The 24,705-nt window shown below is 42.4% G+C and carries 30 protein-coding genes; 27 read left to right on the top strand and 3 right to left on the bottom strand.

Annotated features, from left to right (window positions below; translation table 11 throughout):
• Complete coding sequence (locus tag AB3489_RS10885) at positions 1-408, top strand: response regulator (protein ID WP_038603138.1); 408 nt, start codon at positions 1-3, stop codon at positions 406-408.
• Between the two features lie 12 nt (positions 409-420).
• On the opposite strand, the gene AB3489_RS10880 is transcribed toward AB3489_RS10885, so the two are convergent.
• Entirely contained in the window at positions 421-738 is a 318-nt protein-coding gene (locus AB3489_RS10880; RefSeq protein ID WP_368292893.1) for a hypothetical protein, read from the bottom strand.
• Positions 739-1,046: 308 nt separating this feature from the next.
• Positions 1,047-4,271, bottom strand: coding sequence for a carbamoyl-phosphate synthase large subunit (carB, locus tag AB3489_RS10875; protein ID WP_368292892.1), 3,225 nt, complete (start codon positions 4,269-4,271; stop codon positions 1,047-1,049).
• A 343-nt stretch (positions 4,272-4,614) separates the two neighbouring features.
• Here carB and AB3489_RS10870 point away from each other — a divergent pair, with 343 nt between their 5' ends.
• Positions 4,615-5,490, top strand: coding sequence for a methylenetetrahydrofolate reductase (locus tag AB3489_RS10870; RefSeq protein WP_368292891.1), 876 nt, complete (start codon positions 4,615-4,617; stop codon positions 5,488-5,490).
• Between the two features lie 319 nt (positions 5,491-5,809).
• A complete protein-coding gene (locus tag AB3489_RS10865; protein ID WP_020492187.1) occupies positions 5,810-6,004 on the top strand; it encodes a hypothetical protein in 195 nt (64 codons plus the stop codon).
• 86 nt (positions 6,005-6,090) lie between these two features.
• On the opposite strand, the gene lexA is transcribed toward AB3489_RS10865, so the two are convergent.
• Positions 6,091-6,717 (bottom strand): transcriptional repressor LexA, encoded by a 627-nt coding sequence (lexA, locus tag AB3489_RS10860; protein WP_368292890.1) that lies wholly within the window; start codon positions 6,715-6,717, stop codon positions 6,091-6,093.
• Between the two features lie 186 nt (positions 6,718-6,903).
• On the opposite strand from lexA, the gene AB3489_RS10855 reads away from it, so the two are divergent.
• From AB3489_RS10855 to AB3489_RS10740, 24 genes are all read left to right on the top strand, one after another.
• Positions 6,904-7,443: a hypothetical protein gene (locus tag AB3489_RS10855; protein WP_368292889.1), complete on the top strand. Its 540-nt coding sequence runs from the start codon at positions 6,904-6,906 to the stop codon at positions 7,441-7,443.
• Between the two features lie 232 nt (positions 7,444-7,675).
• Positions 7,676-8,221 carry a hypothetical protein gene (locus AB3489_RS10850; RefSeq protein ID WP_368292888.1) on the top strand — a complete coding sequence of 182 codons (546 nt, stop codon included), beginning with the start codon at positions 7,676-7,678 and terminating at the stop codon, positions 8,219-8,221.
• A gap of 116 nt (positions 8,222-8,337) precedes the next feature.
• Entirely contained in the window at positions 8,338-9,045 is a 708-nt protein-coding gene (locus AB3489_RS10845; RefSeq protein WP_368292886.1) for a M23 family metallopeptidase, read from the top strand.
• 10 nt (positions 9,046-9,055) lie between these two features.
• A complete protein-coding gene (locus AB3489_RS10840; protein ID WP_368292884.1) occupies positions 9,056-9,487 on the top strand; it encodes a hypothetical protein in 432 nt (143 codons plus the stop codon).
• 262 nt (positions 9,488-9,749) lie between these two features.
• Positions 9,750-10,187 (top strand): DUF6838 family protein, encoded by a 438-nt coding sequence (locus AB3489_RS10835; protein WP_368292883.1) that lies wholly within the window; start codon positions 9,750-9,752, stop codon positions 10,185-10,187.
• Between the two features lie 98 nt (positions 10,188-10,285).
• The gene (locus AB3489_RS10830; RefSeq protein ID WP_368292882.1) at positions 10,286-11,350 is read left to right on the top strand and encodes a phage tail sheath subtilisin-like domain-containing protein; all 1,065 of its coding nucleotides are present in this window, start codon (positions 10,286-10,288) and stop codon (positions 11,348-11,350) included.
• A 43-nt stretch (positions 11,351-11,393) separates the two neighbouring features.
• Positions 11,394-11,840: a phage tail tube protein gene (locus AB3489_RS10825; protein WP_368292881.1), complete on the top strand. Its 447-nt coding sequence runs from the start codon at positions 11,394-11,396 to the stop codon at positions 11,838-11,840.
• A gap of 346 nt (positions 11,841-12,186) precedes the next feature.
• Entirely contained in the window at positions 12,187-12,591 is a 405-nt protein-coding gene (locus tag AB3489_RS10820; RefSeq protein WP_368292880.1) for a hypothetical protein, read from the top strand.
• Between the two features lie 23 nt (positions 12,592-12,614).
• Complete coding sequence (locus AB3489_RS10815; RefSeq protein WP_368292879.1) at positions 12,615-12,743, top strand: hypothetical protein; 129 nt, start codon at positions 12,615-12,617, stop codon at positions 12,741-12,743.
• A gap of 115 nt (positions 12,744-12,858) precedes the next feature.
• Positions 12,859-13,767: a hypothetical protein gene (locus AB3489_RS10810; protein WP_368292878.1), complete on the top strand. Its 909-nt coding sequence runs from the start codon at positions 12,859-12,861 to the stop codon at positions 13,765-13,767.
• Between the two features lie 20 nt (positions 13,768-13,787).
• Entirely contained in the window at positions 13,788-14,417 is a 630-nt protein-coding gene (locus AB3489_RS10805; protein ID WP_368292877.1) for a LysM peptidoglycan-binding domain-containing protein, read from the top strand.
• Positions 14,414-15,358, top strand: a complete 945-nt coding sequence (locus tag AB3489_RS10800) for a hypothetical protein (protein WP_368292876.1) — start codon at positions 14,414-14,416, stop codon at positions 15,356-15,358. Before AB3489_RS10805 ends, AB3489_RS10800 begins: the two co-directional genes overlap by 4 nt.
• 18 nt (positions 15,359-15,376) lie before the next feature.
• Positions 15,377-15,724, top strand: coding sequence for a DUF2577 family protein (locus AB3489_RS10795; protein ID WP_368292875.1), 348 nt, complete (start codon positions 15,377-15,379; stop codon positions 15,722-15,724).
• Positions 15,717-16,151 carry a DUF2634 domain-containing protein gene (locus tag AB3489_RS10790; RefSeq protein ID WP_368292874.1) on the top strand — a complete coding sequence of 145 codons (435 nt, stop codon included), beginning with the start codon at positions 15,717-15,719 and terminating at the stop codon, positions 16,149-16,151. Before AB3489_RS10795 ends, AB3489_RS10790 begins: the two co-directional genes overlap by 8 nt.
• Positions 16,138-17,205 carry a baseplate J/gp47 family protein gene (locus AB3489_RS10785; RefSeq protein WP_368292873.1) on the top strand — a complete coding sequence of 356 codons (1,068 nt, stop codon included), beginning with the start codon at positions 16,138-16,140 and terminating at the stop codon, positions 17,203-17,205. The genes AB3489_RS10790 and AB3489_RS10785 overlap by 14 nt, the downstream gene beginning before the upstream one ends.
• Entirely contained in the window at positions 17,202-17,813 is a 612-nt protein-coding gene (locus tag AB3489_RS10780; protein WP_368292872.1) for a putative phage tail protein, read from the top strand. Before AB3489_RS10785 ends, AB3489_RS10780 begins: the two co-directional genes overlap by 4 nt.
• Before the next feature lie 33 nt (positions 17,814-17,846).
• Positions 17,847-18,350: a hypothetical protein gene (locus tag AB3489_RS10775; RefSeq protein ID WP_368292871.1), complete on the top strand. Its 504-nt coding sequence runs from the start codon at positions 17,847-17,849 to the stop codon at positions 18,348-18,350.
• A 12-nt stretch (positions 18,351-18,362) separates the two neighbouring features.
• On the top strand, positions 18,363-20,879 hold the full coding sequence (locus AB3489_RS10770) for a hypothetical protein (protein WP_368292870.1): 2,517 nt from the start codon (positions 18,363-18,365) through the stop codon (positions 20,877-20,879).
• Entirely contained in the window at positions 20,876-21,070 is a 195-nt protein-coding gene (locus AB3489_RS10765) for a hypothetical protein (protein ID WP_368292869.1), read from the top strand. The genes AB3489_RS10770 and AB3489_RS10765 overlap by 4 nt, the downstream gene beginning before the upstream one ends.
• A gap of 191 nt (positions 21,071-21,261) precedes the next feature.
• Complete coding sequence (locus AB3489_RS10760; protein ID WP_368292868.1) at positions 21,262-22,218, top strand: hypothetical protein; 957 nt, start codon at positions 21,262-21,264, stop codon at positions 22,216-22,218.
• An 11-nt stretch (positions 22,219-22,229) separates the two neighbouring features.
• Positions 22,230-23,579: a radical SAM peptide maturase, CXXX-repeat target family gene (locus AB3489_RS10755; protein ID WP_368292867.1), complete on the top strand. Its 1,350-nt coding sequence runs from the start codon at positions 22,230-22,232 to the stop codon at positions 23,577-23,579.
• Positions 23,576-23,920 (top strand): hypothetical protein, encoded by a 345-nt coding sequence (locus AB3489_RS10750; protein ID WP_368292866.1) that lies wholly within the window; start codon positions 23,576-23,578, stop codon positions 23,918-23,920. Before AB3489_RS10755 ends, AB3489_RS10750 begins: the two co-directional genes overlap by 4 nt.
• The gene (locus AB3489_RS10745) at positions 23,911-24,216 is read left to right on the top strand and encodes a hypothetical protein (RefSeq protein WP_368292865.1); all 306 of its coding nucleotides are present in this window, start codon (positions 23,911-23,913) and stop codon (positions 24,214-24,216) included. Before AB3489_RS10750 ends, AB3489_RS10745 begins: the two co-directional genes overlap by 10 nt.
• Positions 24,217-24,235: 19 nt before the next feature.
• Positions 24,236-24,685, top strand: a complete 450-nt coding sequence (locus AB3489_RS10740; protein ID WP_368292864.1) for a hypothetical protein — start codon at positions 24,236-24,238, stop codon at positions 24,683-24,685.
• Positions 24,686-24,705: the final 20 nt, after the last annotated feature.

Genomic DNA, 24,705 nt, shown 5'->3' with positions numbered 1-24,705 from the left:
ATGTTAAAGATACTCATAGCTGAAGACGATTTAGCCAGCAGAAAATATTTGTACAAATTATTATCAGAATATGGTGAGTGCGATCTGGTTGTTGACGGACTGGAAGCAATCGATGCTTATCTGATGTCGCTCAAGGAAGAGAGCCCTTATGAGCTGATCTGTCTCGATGTCATGATGCCGAAGGTCGATGGAGTCAGGGCGTTAAAGGCTATTCGGGATCTGGAAATACAAAAAGGGATTCCGTGTGAAAAACAAGCCAAGATCATTATGACGACCGTTCTGGCTGAATCGGATTATGTGCAAAAGGCCTTTGAATATGGGTGTGACGCGTATGCATCCAAACCCATCGATTCCGTCAAATTTCTGGAGGTCATGGAAAAGCTCGGAGTGGTGAAGAATACGAAATAGGTGCTTGATGAGCTAGTCTTCCTTGGTGATCTTAATCTCAATATCTCTGGGCAAAGCAAGGCTGCAGGCTGCTTCCGCACCTTTGATAATTGCGGTAGGAACTGGGCAGGCGGCATGCTTGCAGTATTGGCGCGCGATTTGAAAGACAGAGGTATCACCGATTTTGCCGAAGCATTCTTCATAACCATTGACTGTTTTCAGTTCTTCGCTTAAAGGTTTCAGGCTGGGGCATTCCGTAATAATCTTGATATTCGCATTCCTGCGCTCAGCGTTGACTTCAATATTGGTCATAAAGCCGCAGGCGCCGCCGTTAACAGATACCTTGATCATGGCTTCACATCCTTATATATTAGAATTATTATTAGTTGTAAATAAGTATAAATTAAGCTTAAGATAAACGCAACAAGTACTTTTTTTCTTGGACAATAATCCTCAGCAAATATGCCAAAACTTCTGGGCTTATTGCAAGCCGCCGCTCCTTATCATCCATGGCACCGCGACAGTAGGACGGTTATGAGCGGAAATCGTTGGCATATCTAACGCTGAGGATTTCTTGTTATACACTTGCTTCACTTCTGAAATTATACGGAGAGTAATTTGGTGTTATTGGAACTTCAATATTTGACAGGGAACCTGTATTACCTTTTAATCTCAGCGTGATATTCCTGCAGGGACTTTAAGGTAATTCCAGATGCACCATTCGCGTCATAGGCGGCAATGCCTTTGGCGCTTGCCGCTGCAGCGGTCATCGTAGTGATATACGGGACCTTATACTTGATCGCCGCTTTGCGGATATAGGCATCCTCATGTTTGCTGCGTTTGCCGGATGGCGAATTGATCACCAGATGGATTTCCTTGTTGGTGATGCTATCCACGATGTTCGGACGGCCTTCATACAGCTTCTTAATTTTTTCGGCTTCGATTCCGTTTTCCAGTAGGAATTTGTGGGTCCCTTCCGTAGCCATAATCTTAAAGCCGATCTGGGTAAAATTCCTGGCTATCTCGGGCGCTGCGGGCTTATCGTCGTCATTGACGCTGATCAGCACAGTACCTGATTCCGGCAGTGGGGACTTGGTTGCTTCCTGCGCTTTGTAGTAAGCCAAACCAAACGAATCGGCTAGGCCGAGCACTTCACCGGTTGAACGCATTTCCGGTCCGAGCACAGGGTCAACTTCGGTAAACATATTAAACGGGAAGACTGCTTCCTTGACTCCGTAATAAGGTACTGTTTTGGAAGTCAAGTTTTTAACGGATGTTTCCTTACCGTCATTGACAGCCATCATAATTTCGGTCGCGATCCGGGCCATGGAAATATTACAGACTTTGGATACGAGCGGTACAGTCCTTGAGGCTCTAGGATTTGCTTCCAGAACATAAACCTTGTCGTCGGCAATCGCATACTGCATGTTCATCAGCCCGATAACGTTCATCTCTTGGGCAATTTTTTTTGTGTATTCCACAATCGTCGCGAGGTGTCTTTCAGGGATGCTGATCGGCGGGATGACGCAGGCCGAGTCTCCGGAGTGGATACCGGCCAGTTCGATATGTTCCATGACGGTCGGTACAAAAGCATCCTTTCCGTCCGCGATCGCGTCGGCTTCCGCTTCGATCGCATTGCTTAGAAAACGGTCGATCAGAATCGGCCGGTCGGGCGTCACGCCTACCGCAGCCGCCATGTAGCGGCTTAGCATCTCTGCGTCGTGAACAACTTCCATTCCGCGTCCACCTAGAACAAATGAAGGACGAACCATCAAAGGGTAACCAATCCGGTCAGCGATAACAAGCGCCTCTTCCAGGTTGACGGCCATTCCGGATTCCGGCATCGGAATATCCAGCTTTTCCATCATCTTACGGAATAAATCACGGTCTTCAGCCAGCGCGATAGTTTCCGGGGTTGTGCCGAGAATCTTGACACCGGCTTTTTTGAGCTCATCTGCAATGTTCAGTGGTGTCTGGCCGCCAAACTGCACGATTACGCCGAGCGGTTTTTCTTTTTCGTAGATGCTCAGGACATCTTCGACGGTAAGCGGTTCAAAATAAAGTTTATCAGAAGTATCGTAGTCCGTGGAGACCGTTTCGGGATTGCAGTTCACGATGACGGTCTCATAGCCAAGATCACGCAGCGCAAAGGCGGTATGCACGCAGCAGTAGTCAAACTCTATGCCCTGACCGATGCGGTTCGGTCCGCCGCCGAGGATCATTACCTTTGGCTGGTTGCTGCTTGTGGTCTTGTCGGGAGCATTATAGGTAGAGAAATAATAGTAGGCATCTTCAACGCCACTTACCGGAACAGCTTCCCAACCTTCCACTACCCCCAGGGCAACTCTCTGTTTGCGAATTTCCACTTCACTTAAGTTTAAGAGCATTGCAAGGTAGCGGTCTGCAAAGCCGTCCTTTTTGGCCTGAGTCAGCAGTTCATCCGGCAGCTTTTGGCCGCTGTATTTTAAGATCTCTTCTTCCAGCAGTACAAGTTCTTTCATTTGCTGCAGGAAGTAAGGCTTGATATAGGTCAAAGCGTATAGATCATGGATATCTGCGCCTTTGCGCAGCGCTTCGTAAAGGATAAACTGACGCTCGCTGGTCGGTTCGGCCAGCATGGCCATCAGTTCTTCCAGAGACCGCTGATGGAAATCTTTCGCAAAGCCTAGGCCGTAACGGTTGATCTCGAGAGAGCGAATAGACTTTTGCACCGCTTCTTTGTAGTTTTTCCCGATACTCATGACTTCACCGACGGCGCGCATCTGAGTTCCAAGCTTGTCCACTGAACCCGGGAATTTTTCGAAGGCCCAGCGCGCAAACTTGATGACAACGTAGTCGCCTGAAGGTGTGTATTTGTCCAGAGAGCCGTCTCTCCAGTACGGTATTTCGTCCAGGGTCAGCCCTGCCGCCAGCATGGAAGAGATCAGCGCAATCGGCAAACCTGTTGCTTTGGAGGCCAATGCTGAGGATCGGGAAGTACGCGGGTTGATCTCAATGATGACGACCCTACCGGTCTTCGGATCATGCGCAAACTGCACATTGGTGCCGCCAATAACTTCAATGGCTTCGACGACAGAATAAGAATATTTTTGCAGGCGCTCCTGAAGCTCGGGACTGATCGTCAGCATTGGGGCCGAACAAAAGGAATCGCCGGTGTGGACACCGATCGCATCAATATTTTCAATAAAACATACGGTGATCATCTGGTTTTTGGCATCACGGATGACTTCGAGCTCGAGTTCTTCCCAGCCAAGTACGGATTCTTCCACCAGGATCTGACCGACCAGGCTTGTGGCAATACCGCGGCTCGCAATCACGGTCAGTTCTTCAGCATTGTAAACCAGACCGCCGCCTGTTCCGCCCATGGTGTAGGCCGGGCGGATAACCACCGGATACCCGAGTTCCTGGGCAATCGTTTCAGCTTCTTCTACGCTGTAGGCTGCTTTGCTGCGGGGCATTTCAATGCCGAGCCTATTCATGGTCTCTTTGAAAGCAATCCGGTCTTCACCACGTTCAATCGCGTCCAGCTGAACGCCGATGACCTTGACGTTATACTTCGTAAGGACGCCTGCCTGGTGCAACTCGGAGGAAAGGTTCAAGGCCGACTGACCGCCCAAATTCGGCAGCAGGGCATCGGGACGTTCTTTGGCAATGATCTTTGTCAGACTTTCAAGGTTTAATGGTTCGATATAGGTGACATCAGCAATTCCGGGGTCTGTCATGATGGTGGCAGGATTGGAATTGACCAGTACGATCTTATATCCCAGTTTGCGAAGCGCTTTACAGGCCTGGGTTCCCGAATAGTCAAACTCGCAGGCTTGTCCGATCACGATGGGGCCTGACCCAATAATCAGGATCTTATTAATATCGGTTCTTTTTGGCATGTTGTATTTCCTTTCTTTATAAAAAATAAAGCTGAAATAGTGTATTTTGATGTAAGAGCCTCACAGCCATTTTATCAGAAAAAAGAAGACAAGATGATGCTTTATATAAAGAATTATGTATTCTATATACATAATAATGAAATGCCGTTAATGTCCAAAAGTATTGCTATAAAAGTATCTGCATAAAAGTATTTGTTATAAGAGTATATGCTTGCAGAAATCATCGTTCTGAATTAATATATCACTAGCAGCTGTCAATCACCATGATCTGGCAACCGGCTAAACCTTAACGCAATATGCTTGACGCAGTAATAACAATAAGAAAATGGATAAGGAGAGAAGTATGAAAATATCTGAATTATTCAAAACTGGCAAGCCAACCTTGTCTTTTGAATATTTTCCCGCACGGACGGAAAAAAATGCGGAAACACTCGAAAAGACACTCGATGTCTTAGCAAGCCTTAATCCGAGTTTTGTTTCGATCACCTTCGGGGCAGGTGGGTCAACAAGGGAAGGATCTTATGAACTGGTCAAGAAATTGAAGCAGGAGAAAAAGCTCGAAGTTGTTGCTTATCTGGCGGCTTATGGTTTAAGGCCGGACGAAGTGGCTGCAGTGCTGGATGCTTACCAGGACCTTGGGATTGAGAACATCCTGGCATTGCGCGGAGATCTGGGCAAAGACGGAGCGAAGGAAATTCCTGCGGATACCATTCACTACGCTTATGAACTCGTAACGTTTGCCAAAAAGAATTATAACTTTTGTATAGGGGTAGCAGGATATCCCGAAGGTCATCTTGAGGCGCCAAGCTTGGAAAAGGATATTGAATATTTAAAGTATAAGGTGGATCAAGGCGCGGATTTTGTCATTGCCAACTTCTTTCATGACAATATTTACTTCTATCATCTGCTGGAGCGCTGCCAAAAGAGCGGCATTACCGTTCCTGTTATTCCCGGTCTGATGCCTGTTTATAGTGTCAAAATGATGGAAATGCTTGCAACAAACTGCGGGGCTACCATACCGGAACAATTGAAAAGAGGAATCGCTGCATTGCCGGAAGGTGATGCGGATGCCTTGTTGGAATTTGGTATTCAATACGCTGTGGCACAGTGCGAAGAACTCCTCCAAGAAGGAGCCTGCGGCCTCCATTTCTACACGATGGACCGAAGCGAATCAACAGCCGGTATTGTTAAAATCCTGCGAGAGAAGGGCTTGCTGTAAATATGATTTTTGAATAGATTTATTTATTCTATTCCGAAGATTGATCTTAGGACGAAAGTACTATCCTAAGGTCATTTTTTTATGATAATCAAGTATTTCTACAATTTTCGCAGGAAGTAAATGGTATAATTACTTTTACTCATTAAGATTTTGAGCCAAATACAAAGGGAGGAGATAACATATAAATTTTTAGTCAATTTCAACATGAAGATCTGTCTTAACAAAATTGACATTAATAAAAAAGTTATAACTTCACGGCAGTAAAACCATTAATATTTCCTTTCGTGATCTTCTTTTACATCAGGAGGAGGAAATCATTATGAAGATAAGAGTTTGGATCATTGACTGCATGGGGGAAAAAGCCAGACTCTGCCTGTCTGAGGATGACAATACGCCGGAAATATTAGCAGGACCAAAAGTCTTTGAAAATAAAAAAATGCTTGTTGAAGCAATTATCTATACAAAAAAGGAAGCAAGAAAATACTTATCTAGAAATAAGCTGATGGATCAATAGTTAACAGCTTATTCCTCAAACAAAAGACTCCGTTTCGAATTAAATGAAACGAAGTCTTTGCTTTTTTATTCTTCTTTACTTCCTTTTTAGAAGATATCTTTGATGACTTTGAACACAACACCAACAATTTCGACATGATCAGGTTCCAACGCCCGGTAGGTAGGGTTGGCCGGTTCAAGCGTAATTCTATTATCAACCTTGTAGAACCTTTTGCAGGTCACTTCTTCCCCGTTGATCCTGGCTATTACTGTCTGCCCATTTTGGGCCGTTTGCTGTTTTCTTACCAGCACAAGGTCGCCGTTATTGATATCTAAATCAATCATCGAATCGCCTTTAATCTTCAGGGCAAAGACCAATTCATCTTCGCGGACAAACGAACTGGGAACCGGCAAATAATCTTCAATGTCTTCGAAAGGAATAGCCGGGGTTCCGGCGGGGACTCGGCCGACGATCGGAACCATAGCAAGACCAGGAATGGTATGCCCGTTATAAGAATTCGGCAGTTCGTTCATCGCAGGGTTTTTGCCCAGCAGACTATCCAGAGAAATCTCAAAGAAATCGGAGACTTTCTGCAGAAATTTATAATCCGGTTCTCTTAAACCAAGCTCATACAAAGACAAAGCTGAACGCGATACCTCCAGGTGTAAGGCCAACTGGTTCTGCGTAATTTTCTTCGTCCGGCGCAGATATTTTAAAGTTTCACCAAAACTCACATCATCACCTCTAAGAAAATATTCTACTCTACAATAAGTAGCAATTCAATAGGACAAAATATAAATAACAATATAAAATTCCAAAAATAGAAGTTGACTGCTACGTAATGTAGCAATATAATTAATATACGCTTTGAATTAAAGCGTAAGGACATTTGGTTGCGGGCAAAAAAGGGGTGTGAGGCTTTGCAAAAATCACAGATGACAGACACGGAGAACATGCTGAAAAATTACTATCGAAGCTTGAACGAACTGTGGGTAAAAAAGGCGATTATTGAAAACCTTAGAAAAAATGCTAATGAGATCAGGAATATTTTGCTGGATGTCAACGAACTGGTGCCTTCCAGAGGGATTGTTACACAATATATGGCTGTTTCAGGTGGTTGTGTGTACGTTTGCGACAGGTCTGCGCAAAACTATTATGAATTTACTTCATCCGTAGAAAAATTTGAGAAAAGATTAGCCGCGTTACTGCATCGCGGTGTCAAACTGAAGAGTCAGATCATCTATCTTGAATCAGCCATTGAAGGGATTACTTATGCCTTAGGTCTACTTGATCCTGTTGACCGGACAATATGTGAGAAGTGTTATGGCCTAAAGGAGCACAGCAATCTTCAAATTGCCAAAGAACTTCGGATGGACGAAAAAACGATTCGGTACAGAAGGAAAAAAATTAATCAGAAGCTCAATCTTTACCTGCAGGATTATTTGTGTGTGAATCAATAACCAGTACCGGTCAGCCCTGAACCTTATATACCCTGGCGGCAGATTTCTTGTAATACTGCGTTATCGTCATTATATAATCATTTTAGGGTTGACAAGGTGCTAGACATGCAAAGAGATTTCCGAATTTTTTCCTGGCTTTTGCCGAATTAATCCTTGAAAGTAACGTATGCTTATTACAGTGGAAGTATTCTCCATAAAGAATATACAGGAACAACTGGAGAGGAGGGTGAATATGAACGACACCGCTATGAAAGGTATGGAAACCGCCTTGCGAAGCTATTACCGGAAATTAGATGAACTGCAGGTCAAAAAAAGAGCTTTGGAAGCGGTGGAAAAGAATGCCGAAGATATCAGAAGAATATTATTGGATGTAAATCAGCTTATTCCTTCGAAAGGAACAGTTTCGAGTTATCGGCCCGTCACGGGAGGAGGAAGCGGCTTGGTCTGTGATCCAACAGCGCAAGCCTATGCGGAATTTACACGCTCCATGGAAAAATCGCAAAGGGAGCTTGTGATTTTGCTTGAAAAAAAGATTAGGCTAAAAATGGAGATCATGCATCTGGAATCCTCCATTGAGGGAATTGGTTTTGCGCTGAACTTGCTGGATTCTGTGGAACGGATGATTTGTGAACAGTATTATGGTTTAAAAAGAAAAAGTAATTTGCAAATTGGACTGGCGTTGAATATGGACGAAAAGACCATAAGATATCGCCGGAAAAATATTAACCAGAAACTCAGCGATTATTTGAAGGTAAAACATCTCGTTAAATCCAGCTAATAGCACAAAAATGAGACAAGCCACATATTATGCATAAGACTTGAGACTTTATGAATATTTATCTAATAAAGGACAGGTCTTATTTTCTTTGGTCTATCGGAAAGGTGGAAAGGCGGATGATGTCTTTAAAGTCAGCAAGCGTATCTTACCCCTATGGTGTCAGAAACAGTGTATATAGTAAAGGTTATCACCAGGGAATTGATCTGGTTTCAAAAGACAGAGCCATATATGCTGCTGTCGCGGGCGCTGTCATTAAGGTAGCCTATGCCGGTGGTCAGGGTGCAGATCCGACAGGGTGGGGAAATTACGTTATCCTGAGAAGTAAGAACGGCAATTACGATTTGATCCATGCCCATCTTGCCTCTGTGAAGGTGACCCGCGGACAGACAGTCAATGAAGGTACCATTCTCGGTATGATGGGCAGAACCGGAAACACCACCGGCCCTCATCTTCATTTTGAGGTCAGAAGAGCGCCATGGACAAACAATAATGAAATTAATCCAGCTGTGTTTCTGGGGATAGAAAACAAAGAAGGACCTGTAAAAAATGTTTCTGCGAATTCAAGTGAGGAGGGAAAAAAGGTGGTTCGAAACATTATTTTATGCAATCCGGGACCCGATGAAAGAGCAGCAGCTTATCTGGCAGATCATTTAAAGGCACCGGTATGTTACCTCGCAAATGTGACGAAAGAGTTCATTGACTGTGCAGAAAAAGTCTATGTGATCGGCAACAATTATCAAGCAGCAGAAAAATCAATTAATATCATCGGTGTGGACCGTTACGATACCTGCCAAAAAGTGCTTGATCTCTGTAAAGGCAAGTAAGGAGGAAATTATGGATACGATTACACTACCCCAGACTTTTTTTACCCTGCAAGATCTTTCATCGCTCGGCGGCACGGTAATCGCTGTCTACGTCATTGTATCTTTTCTGAAAGATTACCTGAAAATATTGGGGAAGAGGATTTCCAAAGACGGGTCAGGGGACTGGATCGTGCGTCCGTCCTCTGTCCTGATTTCCTTCCTGATCATCATTTGGACACTGGTCATTCGGGAAGAAGTTAGTGCCGAAAACATTGGTCTGGCCATCATTAATGCTTTTCTTGTCGCGTTGATCGCCGGAGCTGCCCATGACTATATTGTGGCTCCAACAAAGGAGAAAGCTGTTTTTCAGGCCATGGATAAAGAGAATTTGAAAAATAATCTCGAAAACCAAGGATCATCTGAGGCAAAAAACATATCTAATCCAAATAACATATCTGGATAATAAGGTTTCTAACGGATAAAGTTTTCCGAATTTTTTCCGGTTATTTGCCGATTTTGAAGCAAAATTTCGGGTATGCTGAGTACAGTGAGAATCACACCAAACATAGTTTGGCAACTTAATTGGAACGTCCTTGTAAGGGCGTTTTTATTTTGAGTCTCTAAAACGGAGTGCCGGAGACGGCGGGTACGATGCAATCCAGAAGGCAGGGAGGGGCCGGGGTGCATAGCATAGAGATTGGTGGAAAGGAGGTAAGAAACAAAAAATGCAGGCAATCATTGATGCGGTCAGCAGTCTGATCCGGACCGCTTATCCGGATTATGACATCTATTTGGAAGAGATGCAGGAAGGTTTTAACAGGCCTTCTTTTTCTGTGGTCTTCATTCAAGAAACCCAGACCGATAAAAGTAAGCAATTTTATGCCCGGAACATTATTTTATACGTCATTTTTAATGCACCTTTGAATGCCAACCACACCCCTGACAAGGCAGTACAGTATGAAGTCTACGAAAATATCCGGGCGTTATTCAGTTGCGGCTTCTTCAGCGTCGGGGACAGAAAAATCAAGATCCGGCAAATCACCGGAGGACCGAAAGGAAAAGAAATTTATCTTGGATTTAACCTGGATACCACCGAAAGCAGACCAGAACCTTCCGGACAGGCTGAGCTAGCCGGAAGTATGCAAATTCAGTTTGATATGTAAACACGTTTTTGAGAGGGTATAAACGTTTTTAATTGTAACCTGTTTTAATTGAAGTAGTCTGGATTAATGAAATTGGAAATAAAAAGGAGGCAAAAAATATGCCATTACCCAAAATCAACATTCTGTTTCAGGAGGCTGCAAACACAGCCATCCTCCGAGGAGAGCGCGGAATTGTGGCGCTAATCCTGAAAGATAGTGTCCACAACGGAGCCAGTGTCTACGAAACGAGCAGTGATATTCCCGCAGATCTCAGCACCGCGAACAAGGAACAGCTCCAGCTGGCTTTTAGCGGCGGGGTGAATCCACCGCTGAAGCTGTTGGTCTATATCCTACCAACCACAGCCGAGAATTACACGGATGCCCAGACCTATTTGGAAGGGTCACAATGGAACTATCTAACAGTCCCTGGGATCAGCTCGGTTGATGCAGCTTCAATGGCAACCTGGCTCAAAGGCTTGAGGGACACGCAGAACCTCAGAGTCAAAGCCGTTTTGCCGAATGCGGCTGCCGACCACGAAGGAATTATCAATTTTGCCACAGATAGTATCGTGATCGGCGGATCCACATACAGCGCGGCAAATTACTGCTCCAGGATTGCCGGGATTTTGGCAGGAAATCCGCTTTCAATCAGTTCGACGTTCCAGGTCTTGTCCGAAGTTGACGATGTTCCGCATTTAACAAACAGTCAGTTTGATACGGCAATCGATGCCGGGAAACTGGTGCTGATGAATGATGGAGAAAAGGTAAAGATTGCGCGCGCTGTCAACAGTCTGACTACGACGACTGTGGATAAAGGTGCAGCCTTTAAAAAGATCAAGCTTGTGGACATCATGGATATGATCTATGCCGATATTAAGAAGACCACGAATGATGCGTATATTGGCAAAATGCCTAATACCTACGATAATAAATGCCTGCTGATTACCGCGATCCGGGCCTATTACGAATCTCTGGAAAACCAGCAACTGTTGGACCGTGGGAAAAATTCTGTCGATATCGACATTACTGCCCAGAAAACTTATCTGCAGTCCGTCGGGGTAGATACCAGTACGATGACAGATCAGCAAATCAAAGAGGCCAATACCGGAGACAAGATCTTTCTTTCCGGACCGATCAAAATCGTTGATGCGATCGAAGATTTTGAACTAAAAATCAGCATCTAGTAGACAGATATTTATTTATAAATAAGAAAAGGGGAGAATAATTATGGCAATGAGTCCCGATAGAATTATGAACGGAACCCATGGCGAAGTTTGGCTGGATGATGAAAAGGTTGCAGAATGTAGCGGCCTTCAAGCCAAGATTAATCTGATGAAAAGTGATGTTCAGATCTGCGGCCGGATGGCAAAAGGATATAAGGTCACCGGATGGGAAGGCAAAGGAAGCCTGAAGCTTCATAAAGTTTCCAGCCGGATGATCAATAAGATCGCGCAGGATATCAAAAGCGGCAAAGGAACCATCTGCACGATTGTTTCCAAGCTGGCCGATCCCGATGCCTATGGTTCGGAACGCGTGGCCCTGAAGAACGTGATGTTTGACGAAGTATCCCTGGCTGACTGGGAAGCAGGAAAAAATGGTGAGGAGACGATTCCGTTCACCTTCAGCGATTTTGATCTATTGGATGTGATTGATCCGGGGATGGTTCAAGGGTAAGCGGAGTTACAAGTACAGTATATTTTAATAAATTGGTAAACAATTGTCAGCTTTTAGTATTTCAGGCCTGTCTGCATGCCACAATTCCGCTTTCGGCCGTTGTGTCATCCTTGACACAAAAGGCCGCGCTTCGCTTCCTTGCTCCGCTTGACGCTGGAACTGTGGCACGCAGACTAATCAAAAGTCGGTTAAGTAAGTTCAGCATGCCAGATAACTATTGGGGTAGTTTATTTAAGAACGTTGTACTAGTCTGAGCTTAGAAAAAGCTCATGCTGTTAACGCTGACTTTCAACCTAAGCGAAACGATGTCTCTAAGTTTAAAAAATATCAGAAAGGAATCTAAAGAATGAATACATTGGAACTTTTGTTAAAAGCGGATACAGATCAATTTAAGCTTCCAACCCGAAAGGTGGAAATTCCCAGACTGTCTGCTCTATTTGGCGGCCAGGCGGTATTTACCTGTCAAGCGTTATCGCCGTCTAAATATAATGAAATCCAGGAAGCCGCTGCTGACTTTACCAATGGCCAGATTCAGGGGATCGACATGGGAGAAGTCCAGATGGCCACAGTATTGGCAGGAGTCATTGAGCCGAATTTAAAAGATAAGGAGCTCATGGCCCATTTTAATGTTCCCACACCGGCTGAGCTAGTAAAGAAACTGCTACTTCCGGGTGAGATTGTAACGATTTTCAATGTTATTTCCGAAATCAGCGGCTTCGGAGACGATGTCATTAAAGAAATAAAAAACTGATCAGCACGGACGGCTGGGCAGAAATGCTGTATTACTATTGGGTGACAAAAGGCATCCGGCCATCCGTGCTTGCCTCACTGCCATATGGGGAAAAGTTTGTGATTAGGGCTTTTTATGAGAGGGAGATTCGGGAATTAAAAGTTGAACAATAAATAATACCTTGGATTATCAAGGTTCATGCCAGGAAACGAGAGATACTCTTAATGCTGAAGTTAATTTGTTATATTTTAAATGCTTTATAGAACAATTGAAAGCTAGGTGATTATTTTGCAAGATACAACTATTTTAAGGGGGAATTTTTTACAGGAATTAAGCAAAGGTCAGAAATATCGCAGTAACCTGATAAATTCTAATCCATATTTTAATCGCTATGCGTTATACAATAATACTGAAAACCAAAAAATTAAATCTCCTTCTCAAAAAAAACAATCTAAACCGACGCATTTAGGCAGCTTTATCATTGATAATATACAAAGAATGTATTCTATTTTTGACGATTGGCTTTCTGAAACCGCTTTAAAAGAATTGAAAAAATCCCAGAGATTTTTTGTGAAAGGTCATACTAAACCGTTGACTATTCTTCCACAAATAATGTATGAGATAGCTACGGCGAAAAAGGAAAAAGGCACACTTGGGTTTAGGGACAAACTTGAAATTTTCGGAAAGGTTGGATTGGGATCAATATTTGAAGGAATTTTTTCAAGGTTAGTAAAACAAATGATAAAACAAATTCCCAAAATATTAGTGGGGAGACTGGGAACGCTAGGTGCTTCCCTTGGGTTTGCAGGGTTATTAGGTAGCCTTGCAGTGAATCCCTTAGCGCTAGCGGTCATATCGGTTGTTGTCGGATCAATTGCTGCAACAATAATAGATAATTTGCTACAAAAACTATTTAATTCAACAGGGATAGGAGTTGTTGGTCAAGGGAAAAAAAATAATACAAAACAATTTGCCATCGGCATCCCCCGCGTCCCTTATGATAACTATCCTGCCCTCCTGCATGAAGGCGAATCTGTTCTTACGAAAAGGGAAACCAACAATATGCGTTCCGGTTTTGGTTCGGTCAGTATTGCCAAACTCTCGGATACGATTATCGTTCGTGAGGACACCGATATTGACCGGATCGCTAATGCCCTGGTCAACAATATCAAGATGACAGCTCTAAACATGGCTTAGCAGTCAGGAGGTGAAAAGCTATGGAATTTTGGCTCAAAAACTACAATAATACGGAGACACTGCAGCTTCCAGTTCCACCATCTTGCTTTGATATTACTCAGGGCAATCTGAACACAACAGTTAACATACAGGGTACAGGGGAAATCAATCTGATCGGCAAAGAAAAGCTGGCGACGATCACCTTGAACTCTTTCTTTCCAAAGGAAGAGTATTATTTTTGCCAGTATAGCGGATTCCCGTCCCCTTATGACTGTGTCAGCCGCATTGAAAGCTGGCGGAAGTCCGGAAAACCGGTCAGACTGATCATTACTTCTACGGACATTAATATTTCCGTTTCCATTGAAAGATTTCAGTACGGTGAAAAAGGAGAGGGAACCGGGGATGTTTATTTTACGCTTGAACTGAAGGAATATAGACAGATCGGTACCCAGATAGAGGCAATGAGTACTTTAACGAATCAATCACAATCTCAAAATTCCAGAGCAACGCAAAGAAGTGTGCCCTCATCTTACACCGTAAAATCCGGGGACACTTTGTGGGCCATTGCCAAAAGGTTCTATGGCGATGGAGCAAAGTATCCAACTCTGGCAGCGAAGAACAACATCAAGAATCCAAGTCTGATCTATGCCGGGCAGGTGCTGAAGCTATGAAAATCTATTTGATTGAACCCAGCCAAAGGACCGACATCACCCAGCTAATCAAAAAAATTGGCTGGAGCGGAGATGAAAAACAAGCAGCCCGAAAGATGGAACTTGAAGTGACCGCCTCAACGGATGAAAACATCCCGAAAATAAGCTTAAGCCCGGGCAACATGCTCAGACTGTTGGATGATAACGGAGTTGAGCTGTTTGCAGGGGTTATTTTTTACCAGGAAAGATCCAGGTCAAACCATATGATCCGTGTGACGGCCTATGACAGCCTGATCTACTTACTAAAATCCAAAGCAAACTATAACTTTAAGAAGACTACGGCTGAGTCAATTGCAGCCAGGATCGCCAGTGATTTCCTTCTTGCGGTCGGGGAGCTCAAAAAAACCGGTATTATCCAAAACCTGCTTGTCAATGCGCAAAGTCCGTATGAGATTATTACAGCGGCTTACACAGCAGCGGGTAAGCAAACCGGCAAAAAATACAACGTCCAAATGCAGAATGGAAAGTTATCCGTACTCGAAAAAGGGACGGTTACAGCTTCCCTAGTTCTTGGTTCGAATCTGAATATTACGGATGCCAATTACTCTGAAACCATTGAAAATATGATCAACCGGGTCATGATCTATAACGATAATGGAGACAGTCTGGGTAAAGTCGAGAGCCAGGAATGGATGAAGAAATACGGTGTTCTTCAGGAGATTTATCAAAAGGAAGCCGGCAGCGATCCAAAAACTGTAGCGAAAAACATGCTGAAAGGATTGGAACGGAACGGAAATATTTCCGTCCTGGGGAACAGTGAATGTCTTACCGGTAAATCAGTAAAGATTCTAGAACCGTTTACAGGACTCAAGGGGTTGTTTGAAATCGCGACGGATGCCCATACCTGGCAGGATGGCAGCTATATGATGGACCTCGGGCTGAAATTCAGCAATATCGAATAAGCAAACAGGAGGATCAACATGGAACTAAAAAACCCCTATTCAGAACTGGTAATGCTGATACAGGCTCAGGGATCGAAGTATAATCCGCCCTATATCCGTATCGGCCAGGTGACAAATCCACCGCCGAAGCTCCGGATTAAAATGGGGGACCTGCAGCTGGATTCAGAAAACTTGCTAATGTCCGATGTCCTTCTTGATCATGACCGTCAGGCTATCCTAACCACAACCGAAGGTTACGGCGAAACGACGGAGGGCGTACTTCAGATTGAGAGTTGTCTGCAAAAAGGTGCTCTGGTCGCTTTACTTCCTTTAGAAAGAGAGCAAACCTATATCGTCTTAAGCAAGGTGGTGAGCCCAAATGGGTGAATCAATTTTCCCATTTATTCTGGAAACAGTTACAAAGGAAAATTTCACAGCAAGCAATCAAACAACCATACCAAGGGAGTACGCCTGGGATTTTGACCGCGACTGTTTTCAATTGGTCGACGGAAAGCTAAGCACCGTAACCGGGCAGGATGCAGTGAAAATCTGGGCGATGAAAGCCTTGCGGGTACCAAGATATAGATACCTAGCGTACTCCTGGGATTACGGTCACGAACTGGAAAACCTTTTTGGCCAGAGTCTGAGTAAAGAGGCGGCCCTGAGTGAAGCAAAACGGTATATCTCTGAGGCCCTACTTGTCAATCCAAACGTTACAGAAGTAAAAAATCTTAATGTTAATTTGGAGGATGCAACATTAAAAGTTTCATGTGCACTCGTAACAGATTATGGAGAGGTGAATGTCGTTGTTTGAAGCACAAACTTATGAGGAAATCCTGCAAAGGCTAAAAAGCAAAGCACCTTTCGAGATAGATACTACGGAAGGCAGTTTTATTCATGATGCTTTGTCCCCTGCAGCCTTGGAAATCGCCCAGCTGTATACCAGTCTGGATTTAGTTTTGACTCTGGCTTTTGCACAGACGACCAGCGGCCAATATCTCGATTACAGGGCTGGAGAACATGGACTAACCAGAAAGGTTGCTGTGAAGGCAGCCGGAATCGTCAAAGTCACAGGGAATCCTGGTGTAGCAATCGGTCAGGGAACAATCTTTTTGACCGACGGTGGAATTGGATTTGAATCGACCAAGGCATCAGTTATCCAGGACAATGAGTCAGTCGATATTTCTGTTCAGGCAGCGGAGGAGGGAATCACAGGCAATGTTCCTGCAGGGGCTGTAAAAACGTTGCAGGTTGCTTTGCAGGGCGTAACGGAAATTACGAATGAAAACGCAATCATCGGTGGAACAGACGAGGAAAGCGATGAAGATCTTCTCTCCAGGCTTTTGCTCAAAGTACGAAATCCTGCAACCAGCGGCAATGCATCTCATTACCTGCAATGGGCCGGAGAAGTAAGCGGAGTCGGTGATGCCAAGGTGTTCCCGTTATGGGACGGAGCAGGGACCGTCAAGGTGGTTATCGTGGATTCGGAGAAAATGCCAGCAGAAGCAGAGATAGTAGCGGCTGTTGCAGCGTATGTCGAATCCGTCAGACCGATCGGCGCCGAAGTAACTGTGGAAGCAGCAGCCGGAGTCGATATCAATGTGGCGGTGACTGTCACTCTGGCGGAGAACTACACACTGGAACAAGTGACAACATCTTTTCGGGCACTATTAACTGAGCACCTTAAAGACATTGCCTTCAAACAGGATTATGTCAGCTTTGCCAAGATCGGCAATACGCTGCTTGAGACCCCCGGAATTTTGGATCATACCGGATTGACGGTCAACGGGGGGACCTCCAATATCGCGATTGGTACAACCTTTAATGACTGTCAAGTCGCTGTTATAGGGATGGTGACGCTGTCATGACCAACCGGGTAGTAATCGTTAAGAGCTATATTCCTGACTGGATAGCAGAAGAGGAACCAATTAAATCGGTATTAGAATCAATCGGCCAGGATACCGGTCAGGTTGAAAATTCAGTTAAGGATGTTCTCTCGCAATGCTTTATTGATACTGCTACCTGGGGAATTAAATACTGGGAAGAGTACCTTGGAATACCTGTTAATGAGAGCAAACCTCTGAGCTTCAGGCAAAGTGTCGTAAAATCCAAACTTCGGGGAGCTGGGACAACCACTGCTTCATTAGTTGAAGCTACCACTGAGAGCTACCAAAATGGCGATGTTGAAGTCATTGAAGTTTCAAGAGAAAACAAGGTTCAAATTAAATTTAACGGTATTTACGGTATACCACCGAATATGACCGACTTCCAAGCGGCAATTGTTAGGATAATTCCTACCCATCTTCTAGTTGAGTACATTTATACCTATTTGACGTGGGGAGAACTGAATGAAGCAGGATATACATGGGCTGATCTTGATGATGCAAAGTTTACGTGGGAAGAACTTGAGACTTGGAATACTAACACAGATCCAATAGTTAAGTATAGTGTCGGTTGTACTTTTTGCGAGCCATAAAAGTCTTAGTTTTTTAGAGGAGGAAAAATAATTATGCCTTTTCAATTTCCTGTTGATGTTAACCAAAAAGCTGGAGCAGTAAAAGTAACAGTTGATGGAAACAATTTTTTTATTCCAACTGTTATTTATCATCCTAACGGCTTAACAGAAGTAAATAATACAAATCCATTGCCAATTACAATAATTGGGAGTTCTCCGAACCTACAAACTGTCATAGTCTTAACTGGTCAATCACTATCTAACGAAATAGTGTCAAAAGGCCAACTTCTTGCCCTTGATATTGATACAAACCTTACCGGAGCAGTCACGCAAATGACCTTCCAAGGCTCTATGACATCAGGGGGGGTATACAAGAATATCTACGACGATTCAGGATCAGAAGTTGCCGTGGCCGTGGCTGCAAACCGAATCGTGACTATTGACCTGGCCGCCTTAAAATTGGCGGCGGTTCCTTTTCTCAAGATTCGTTTTGGCACAAGCGCCTCACCTGTGAACGCAACCGCAGACAGAACAATTATCGTATCAAGCAGAGGTTAAGGAGGGCTGATCATGAGTGTAGCTCTTTTGTCGAAGAAAAGAAACATATTAGAGCAGATCCCAGGGGCGGTGGCAGCTTATGGGCAAATGCAAATGAGCAAGGGCTATACCGGCCCTCTAATGCGTGTAAGACGTTCTTCTGATTCCGCTGAGATGGATGTTGGATTAGTAGGAGCAAGAAAGAATATCCTGTTTCTGAATAAACTTAGTAATGTTGGGAATTTTGAATTCGATTCTAATGGTGACGGTGTTGGTGACGGATGGGCTATTATAACTTTGGCTTCTCCTACTATGGTTAATAATATTCAAACTTTTACCGCCACAGCTACTTCCCCCGCAGGAGGTTTATATAAGACGATTACTCTTGCGCTTGGACATATTTATTATGCCTGTGCATATTTAAAAGCTCCAACAGGGTATAATTCAGGAGCGGCTATGTATTTAAACAGTGGTGTTATTACGTCTACCTCCGTTAGTTCTGGCGATAACCAATTTCAGTTTAAAAGTATATATTCAGCCCCAGCTATTAGCACTAGCGGAGGGTTTAAAATTTATGATGCAAAATCCGATTCTTGGCAACCTATCAGTTTCAAGCAAGTTCACTTGTTCGACCTCACTGAAATATTTGGTGCAGGAAACGAACCCACGCAAGCTCAACTTGACCCTGTGATTAAAAATTTAATTGACAGAATTGGCTATATTCAAGGTAATGGTTACGCTAATACTGCCAGTTACACTTACAGCACAAGGGCAACAGGTACTACGGTAGTTCCGAATCTTTTACAATCATACGGTGACTTTATTTACGATTCCAATAGTGACGGTTTAGCTGATGGTTGGACAATCGAAAATACTGCTAACACCAGTGTAGTGAATGAAGAGCAAATTATAACACCAACTTCTTCGTTTGCAGGAATAAAAATTCCTAATTATCCTATAACTTCAAATCACCTATATTTGTTTTGTGGTTTTGTAGACACTAATTCTCAAAGTTTTTACTCCGGCATACAAAAAGCAGGCGGCGGATTTCCGATGACTGGCTACAATCCCCCGCAAGTGAGTGGTTATCAATTTTTTCATGCTTATTACTATGCCAACAATGTTACTGCAATAGATATGAAATTGTCTACTAATCTTGAAACCGGTTTTGTTCCCTTTAAAGTAAAAAAAGTGCATCTATTTGACATAACCGCAATGTATGGCGCAGGAAATGAACCTAGTGATTCAAGCTGTGAAACAATTTTTAGTAATCTGTTAGCCAGTATTCCAGAAAAGAAAGGACAGGTCATTGACGTATTTTCATCAACTATTTCTGGAGGCGCGGGGGTACCCAAAAACAGAACCTACAATATATTAACCAACGGTAATCAAAAGTTTGGAGCTACTGGGTTTACCTCATATGCTGGAACAATGTCTGTAGATTTTGAAGGATTAGTTAATACTGGGGCGGGTACAAGTGCTTATCCTGGTATTAACCAAGTAACAAACGTTCAATGGGTTACTGGTAAAAGGTATTATTGCAGGTACACTTTTAAGGCTTTACATGCTTGTAGCCCCGTAGTTATGAAAGTACAACCAACTACAGGTAATGGAATGGACAGTATAGCAGTACAAGTAAATCCAACTATTGGGCAATGGTATACCAAATCAGGCATTACTACATTAGATGCTAATAGTTCTGGAGCTATCACTTTCAAAGTTTATGCAACCTATGCAGATGCCGCTACAGCTAATGGAAAATCTGTAAAATTTAAAAACTTAATTGTAGTTGACATGGGCGCAGACTCCTCAAACCCTTTGTACAATAAAACTTTGTCTGAGATGGATGCCCTTGTCGGAAATTATATCAATGCTTTCGGTTTTGAACAGGGAGAGATTGACTACGCCAGCCTATTGACCTTCCTAGGCTCAAATAGTGGTTATGTAACGAAGTGGTATGACCAGTCAGGAAAACTTAATCATGCTTCTCAAGCCACTGCGGCGTATCAACCGAGAATAAGCAATGTCGGCGTACTTGATTTTGCACCTTATTTTAACGGAAGTAATAATCGACTCGTACCTGCCAATAATGGGGATAGCTTAAATTTAGTATCTAGGCTAAGTATATTTGTTGATTTTAGTCCGCACGCTACAGGGTATTTATTCTGCAAAAGTTTGCAAAGCTCTACAGACATACAGTATGCAATATATTACGATTCAGCCAACTTAAAAGTTGTTCCTTATCTTGAAGGCGGACCAAAAACATCCACCGGGAACAATGGCATTTTCTTAAATAGCCCAAGCAAGTATCTTTTAAGTTGGGATAGTACCAATGGTATTAATTATGTAAACGGCGTGCAAAAGACCCAATTTAATTTTTCCGCTGTATTAACGCCGCAACCTAATATTGATATAGGAGCTAGAAGTATGAATTCTGATAACTCCAGTGTATCAAATTCTTTTAACGGAAACATCAAAGCGCTGGTTTTGTTTAATAAAGAACTAACACAAGGCCAAGCTGGCTTATTACAAGGGGTGATAGGAGTATGATGTTAATATTTAACGATTACCAATCAGCCTATATTGCGAATGCTGTTATCAGTTTAAATATGCGCTTGGGCGGGGATATTACGGTAAAATGGGCTGAAATACAACAAAGGGAAGATGGAAAGCATATGATACCCAAGCCGGATATTGAGTTTATGGATAATGTACCAAATGGTTATGTGGAAGAGAAATAAGCGTAGAAGGATAACTTCGTAAAAGACCCAATTTCTGCGGGGAAACAAAACAGGTGTAAATTATATATCTTTGTAATAAAAGTCGCTTATAAAGCGGCTTTCCTTTAGGGTTCATGTATACAATTTATCTTTATTCTATCTTTAATGATTATTACTATTGCTTTCAAAATTAAATTATAGGAGGACAAAAGATGGCACAGGAATTACTCACTGGAATAAAAAAATACGATAGTAATGATAATGTCAGTAGAGAAGCTCTTAATAATAACTTTCAAATAATCAATGATAAGCTAATCGAAGGAGAAAATACACTTACTTTACATTTGGGAGATTTTTTAAGACAAATCTCTTATGCAGTTGCAACAGGTTCAGCTAATACGTATTCTATTACGCTTAATTCAGCTCCAACGTCTTATATTGATGGAATGGCCTTTGCTGTAAAAATTAATGTTGATAATACTGGCGCATCAACAATTAATGTTAATTCACTTGGTTCAATACCAATGGTAAACGCATCCTTGGTCAATCTCTCTGCAGGTGATTTGAAAGCAAATTGTATTTATACATTTCGATATGAGTCATCTAATGGCAAGGCAATCCTCCAGGGAGGAGTTAATGCTAACTCATTTTTAAAATATGGAGTATCTAATAACACGAATGGATATTTTGACGTTTCTACAACCGCACCAACAGGTACGCAACGATTAAACTACAGCGGTTATTTTTATGCAACAAGGGTTTATAACGCAGTCTACAATGACTATGCTGAGTATTTTTTAAAAGATGATTTTTTATTAGAGAAAAATGATGTGGTATGTCTTAACCCGGATGGCAAAGGATATATTAAATCACGATTTGCTTATGACCCGTTAGTGGTTGGTGTTTATTCTAACTGCTTTGCTCAGTGTGTCGGAGGAAAAGGTGATGGTAATGACGAGAGGGATTTTGCTTCAGTCGGTGTGTCTGGGAGGGTGCCAGTTAAGGTGATTGGGATTGTTAAAAAAGGTGATCTTCTCGTTGCCTCAGATATCCCCGGCGTCGCTATGGCAAGTGAACATTACATTCCTGGTACTGTCATAGGTAAGGCTCAAGGTGATAAGAACGACCTAGAAATAGGTCTTGTTTTTATGCTCATAATGAATTCGTAAGGAGCAAATTTATGAATTTACCAAGTAACGGATATTATCTGACATCGAAAGACTTTATGGATTTTCAGGATTATTTTATTACTATGTACGATGGACAAAACTGTAGTGAAGGATGTGATAGATGTTTATCTACGCTTTTGGTTAAGACGATAACTTTTGTCGTGACGGAGCGATGTAACCTAAATTGCTCTTACTGTTATGAGACACATAAGAGCGGAAAGGTTATGACCAAGGATATAGCAAAAAAGGCCGTTGATTTCATTCTGAATAAACGCAAGTTAAATGGATATATCAAATTCAATGATTCCCCAGCGGTTATTCTTGAATTTATCGGTGGAGAGCCATTGCTAGAAATTGATCTAATTGATTATATCGTAGATTACTTTAGATTCCGGGCCTTTGAATTAGGTATTTCCTGGGCTGACAATTACATGGTAAGCATTACAAGTAATGGTATTCTTTTTGATACGCCGAAAGTCCAAAGTTTTCTTAGAAAGAATAAAGGCCGTGTAAGCTTAGGGATAACAATTGACGGAAATAGAGACTTACACGATGCTTGTCGAAGATTCCCGGATGGACGCGGGAGTTATGATATCGTTGAAAGTGCCGTTAAAAAGGGATTAAAGCTAGGCATACAGGAATCAACAAAGATGACAATTTCACCAACTAATGTGATGTATCTATCAGCAGCATTACAGAACTTATGGGGTCTGGGATTAAGAGGAGCTTATGCAAACTGCATTTATGAGGAAGGTTGGACAATTGAACACGCTAAGATCCTATTTGACGAAATGATCAAACTTGCTGATTTTTTGCTGAAAAACAAAAACTTTTCAAAATATTGGACTTCACTATTCGATGAAACAATAGGTCAGGAATTGATAGAGGATAAAAACTGGTGTGGCGGTAATGGTGAAATGCTGGCCATAGGGACAGATGGAAAACTCTACCCCTGCATAAGATTTATGCAATATTCCTTATCAACCCCATGCCGGGAGGAAAAATCTATTGGCTCCATAGAGACAGGGATACTTTTAGAAAACGAATGGCTGGAGCAGTTGAAAAGGATAACCATGAGTAGTCAATCGGAAGAAAAATGTAATACCTGTCCGATTGCTTCCGGTTGTTCTCTTTGTACTGGATATAACTATGATAAATTCGGTGATCCAAATAAAAGGGCAACATATATATGCATTATGCATCAGGCAAGGGTTTTAGCAAATAGGTATTTCTTCAAGAGATTATACAATTTGATTGATAGTAACAAGGAGTTTAAATTAAATGTTCCCGAAGGATGGGCATTGAATATTATTCAAAAAAAAGAATACTTGAGATTGTGTGGTGACTTAAATGCCTTATGATTGTGGTAGTAACTGTACCGGATCTTGTGGGTCTACCTGCGGCTCCGCTTGTGTTAGTGGCTGTGCTGATAGCTGCACTGGTGGTTGTTCAATTTCTTGTACTGGCTGTTATGGGGACTGTATGGGATGTTCAGGATGTGGCAGTGGTTGTGCTTTTAGTTGCTCAGGCTGCTCTGGGGGGTGTACCAGTTGTACTGGTTGTACAGGATCTTGTTCAGGTTGCTCGGGTTGTGGGGGTTGCGGGTCAAGTTGTACGGCTTGCACAGGAACGTGTTCTGGATACTGCGACAATGCCTGTACAGCAGCTAACCAATCAACAACTATTGCAAATTTGGGATTAAATATTACCAATAACGGATTATTTAGCAAAAGTGACTTTATTGAGCTGAAAGCAAAATTAAGGAATGAGTTTAGTAGAAGAAGCATGACGCTACCAACCGGAGATACTTATACAAATGAACCAGATATAGGTATCAAGGTTTTCGTAGAACATCCACAAAAAGTATTTGACGACGAACACTTATTCAATTCATCAAAGAATCACAGTACCTCTCAGGGAGGAATAGTCCTTACTTCTGGACTTTCTGAAACAATTTTCTATATTCAGACGTTAATGTCTACAAATATAAGATCTTAATGTAATGGAGGAATAAAAAATGACACAAGATGAAAAAAAATTTTTATTACTTATGACTAGGCTTACAGAAAAGATAATGATTGGAAATGATTCTATCGATGAAGATATTTCAGCGCTAAACACTTATTATGCTGGCGATAACATGTATTGCCAAAAAATATTTGAAACATTTAGAACATTTTCTGAAAAGGATTTTATTAAAACTAATAAAAATATGATAAAAAAACTTTTTACCGAAACAAAAGCACTAACGGATCAACGACGAAATCAATTGATCGGTATGGTAGAATTAAACTCTTTGGATTATTCAGATAAAGAATCTTTGGAATCCTTCGTTAATCAGGCTATTTCTATGGATAATCCAGAATTTGAATATCTCAATGGAGTAGTCCGCGTAGCTATTTCATTGAAGGATCGGACAAAAATCAAACATGTTTTAGATAAAATCTCTACTATCCAAATTCAATAATTCTCAGAGGAGAATATAAA

The organism is Dehalobacter sp. TBBPA1 (assembly GCF_040931655.1).
In the GTDB taxonomy this organism is placed as follows: Bacteria; Bacillota; Desulfitobacteriia; order Desulfitobacteriales; family Syntrophobotulaceae; genus Dehalobacter; species Dehalobacter restrictus.
Note: the sequence above shows the minus strand (reverse complement) of the source record. Positions and strands in the feature narration are given on the sequence as shown.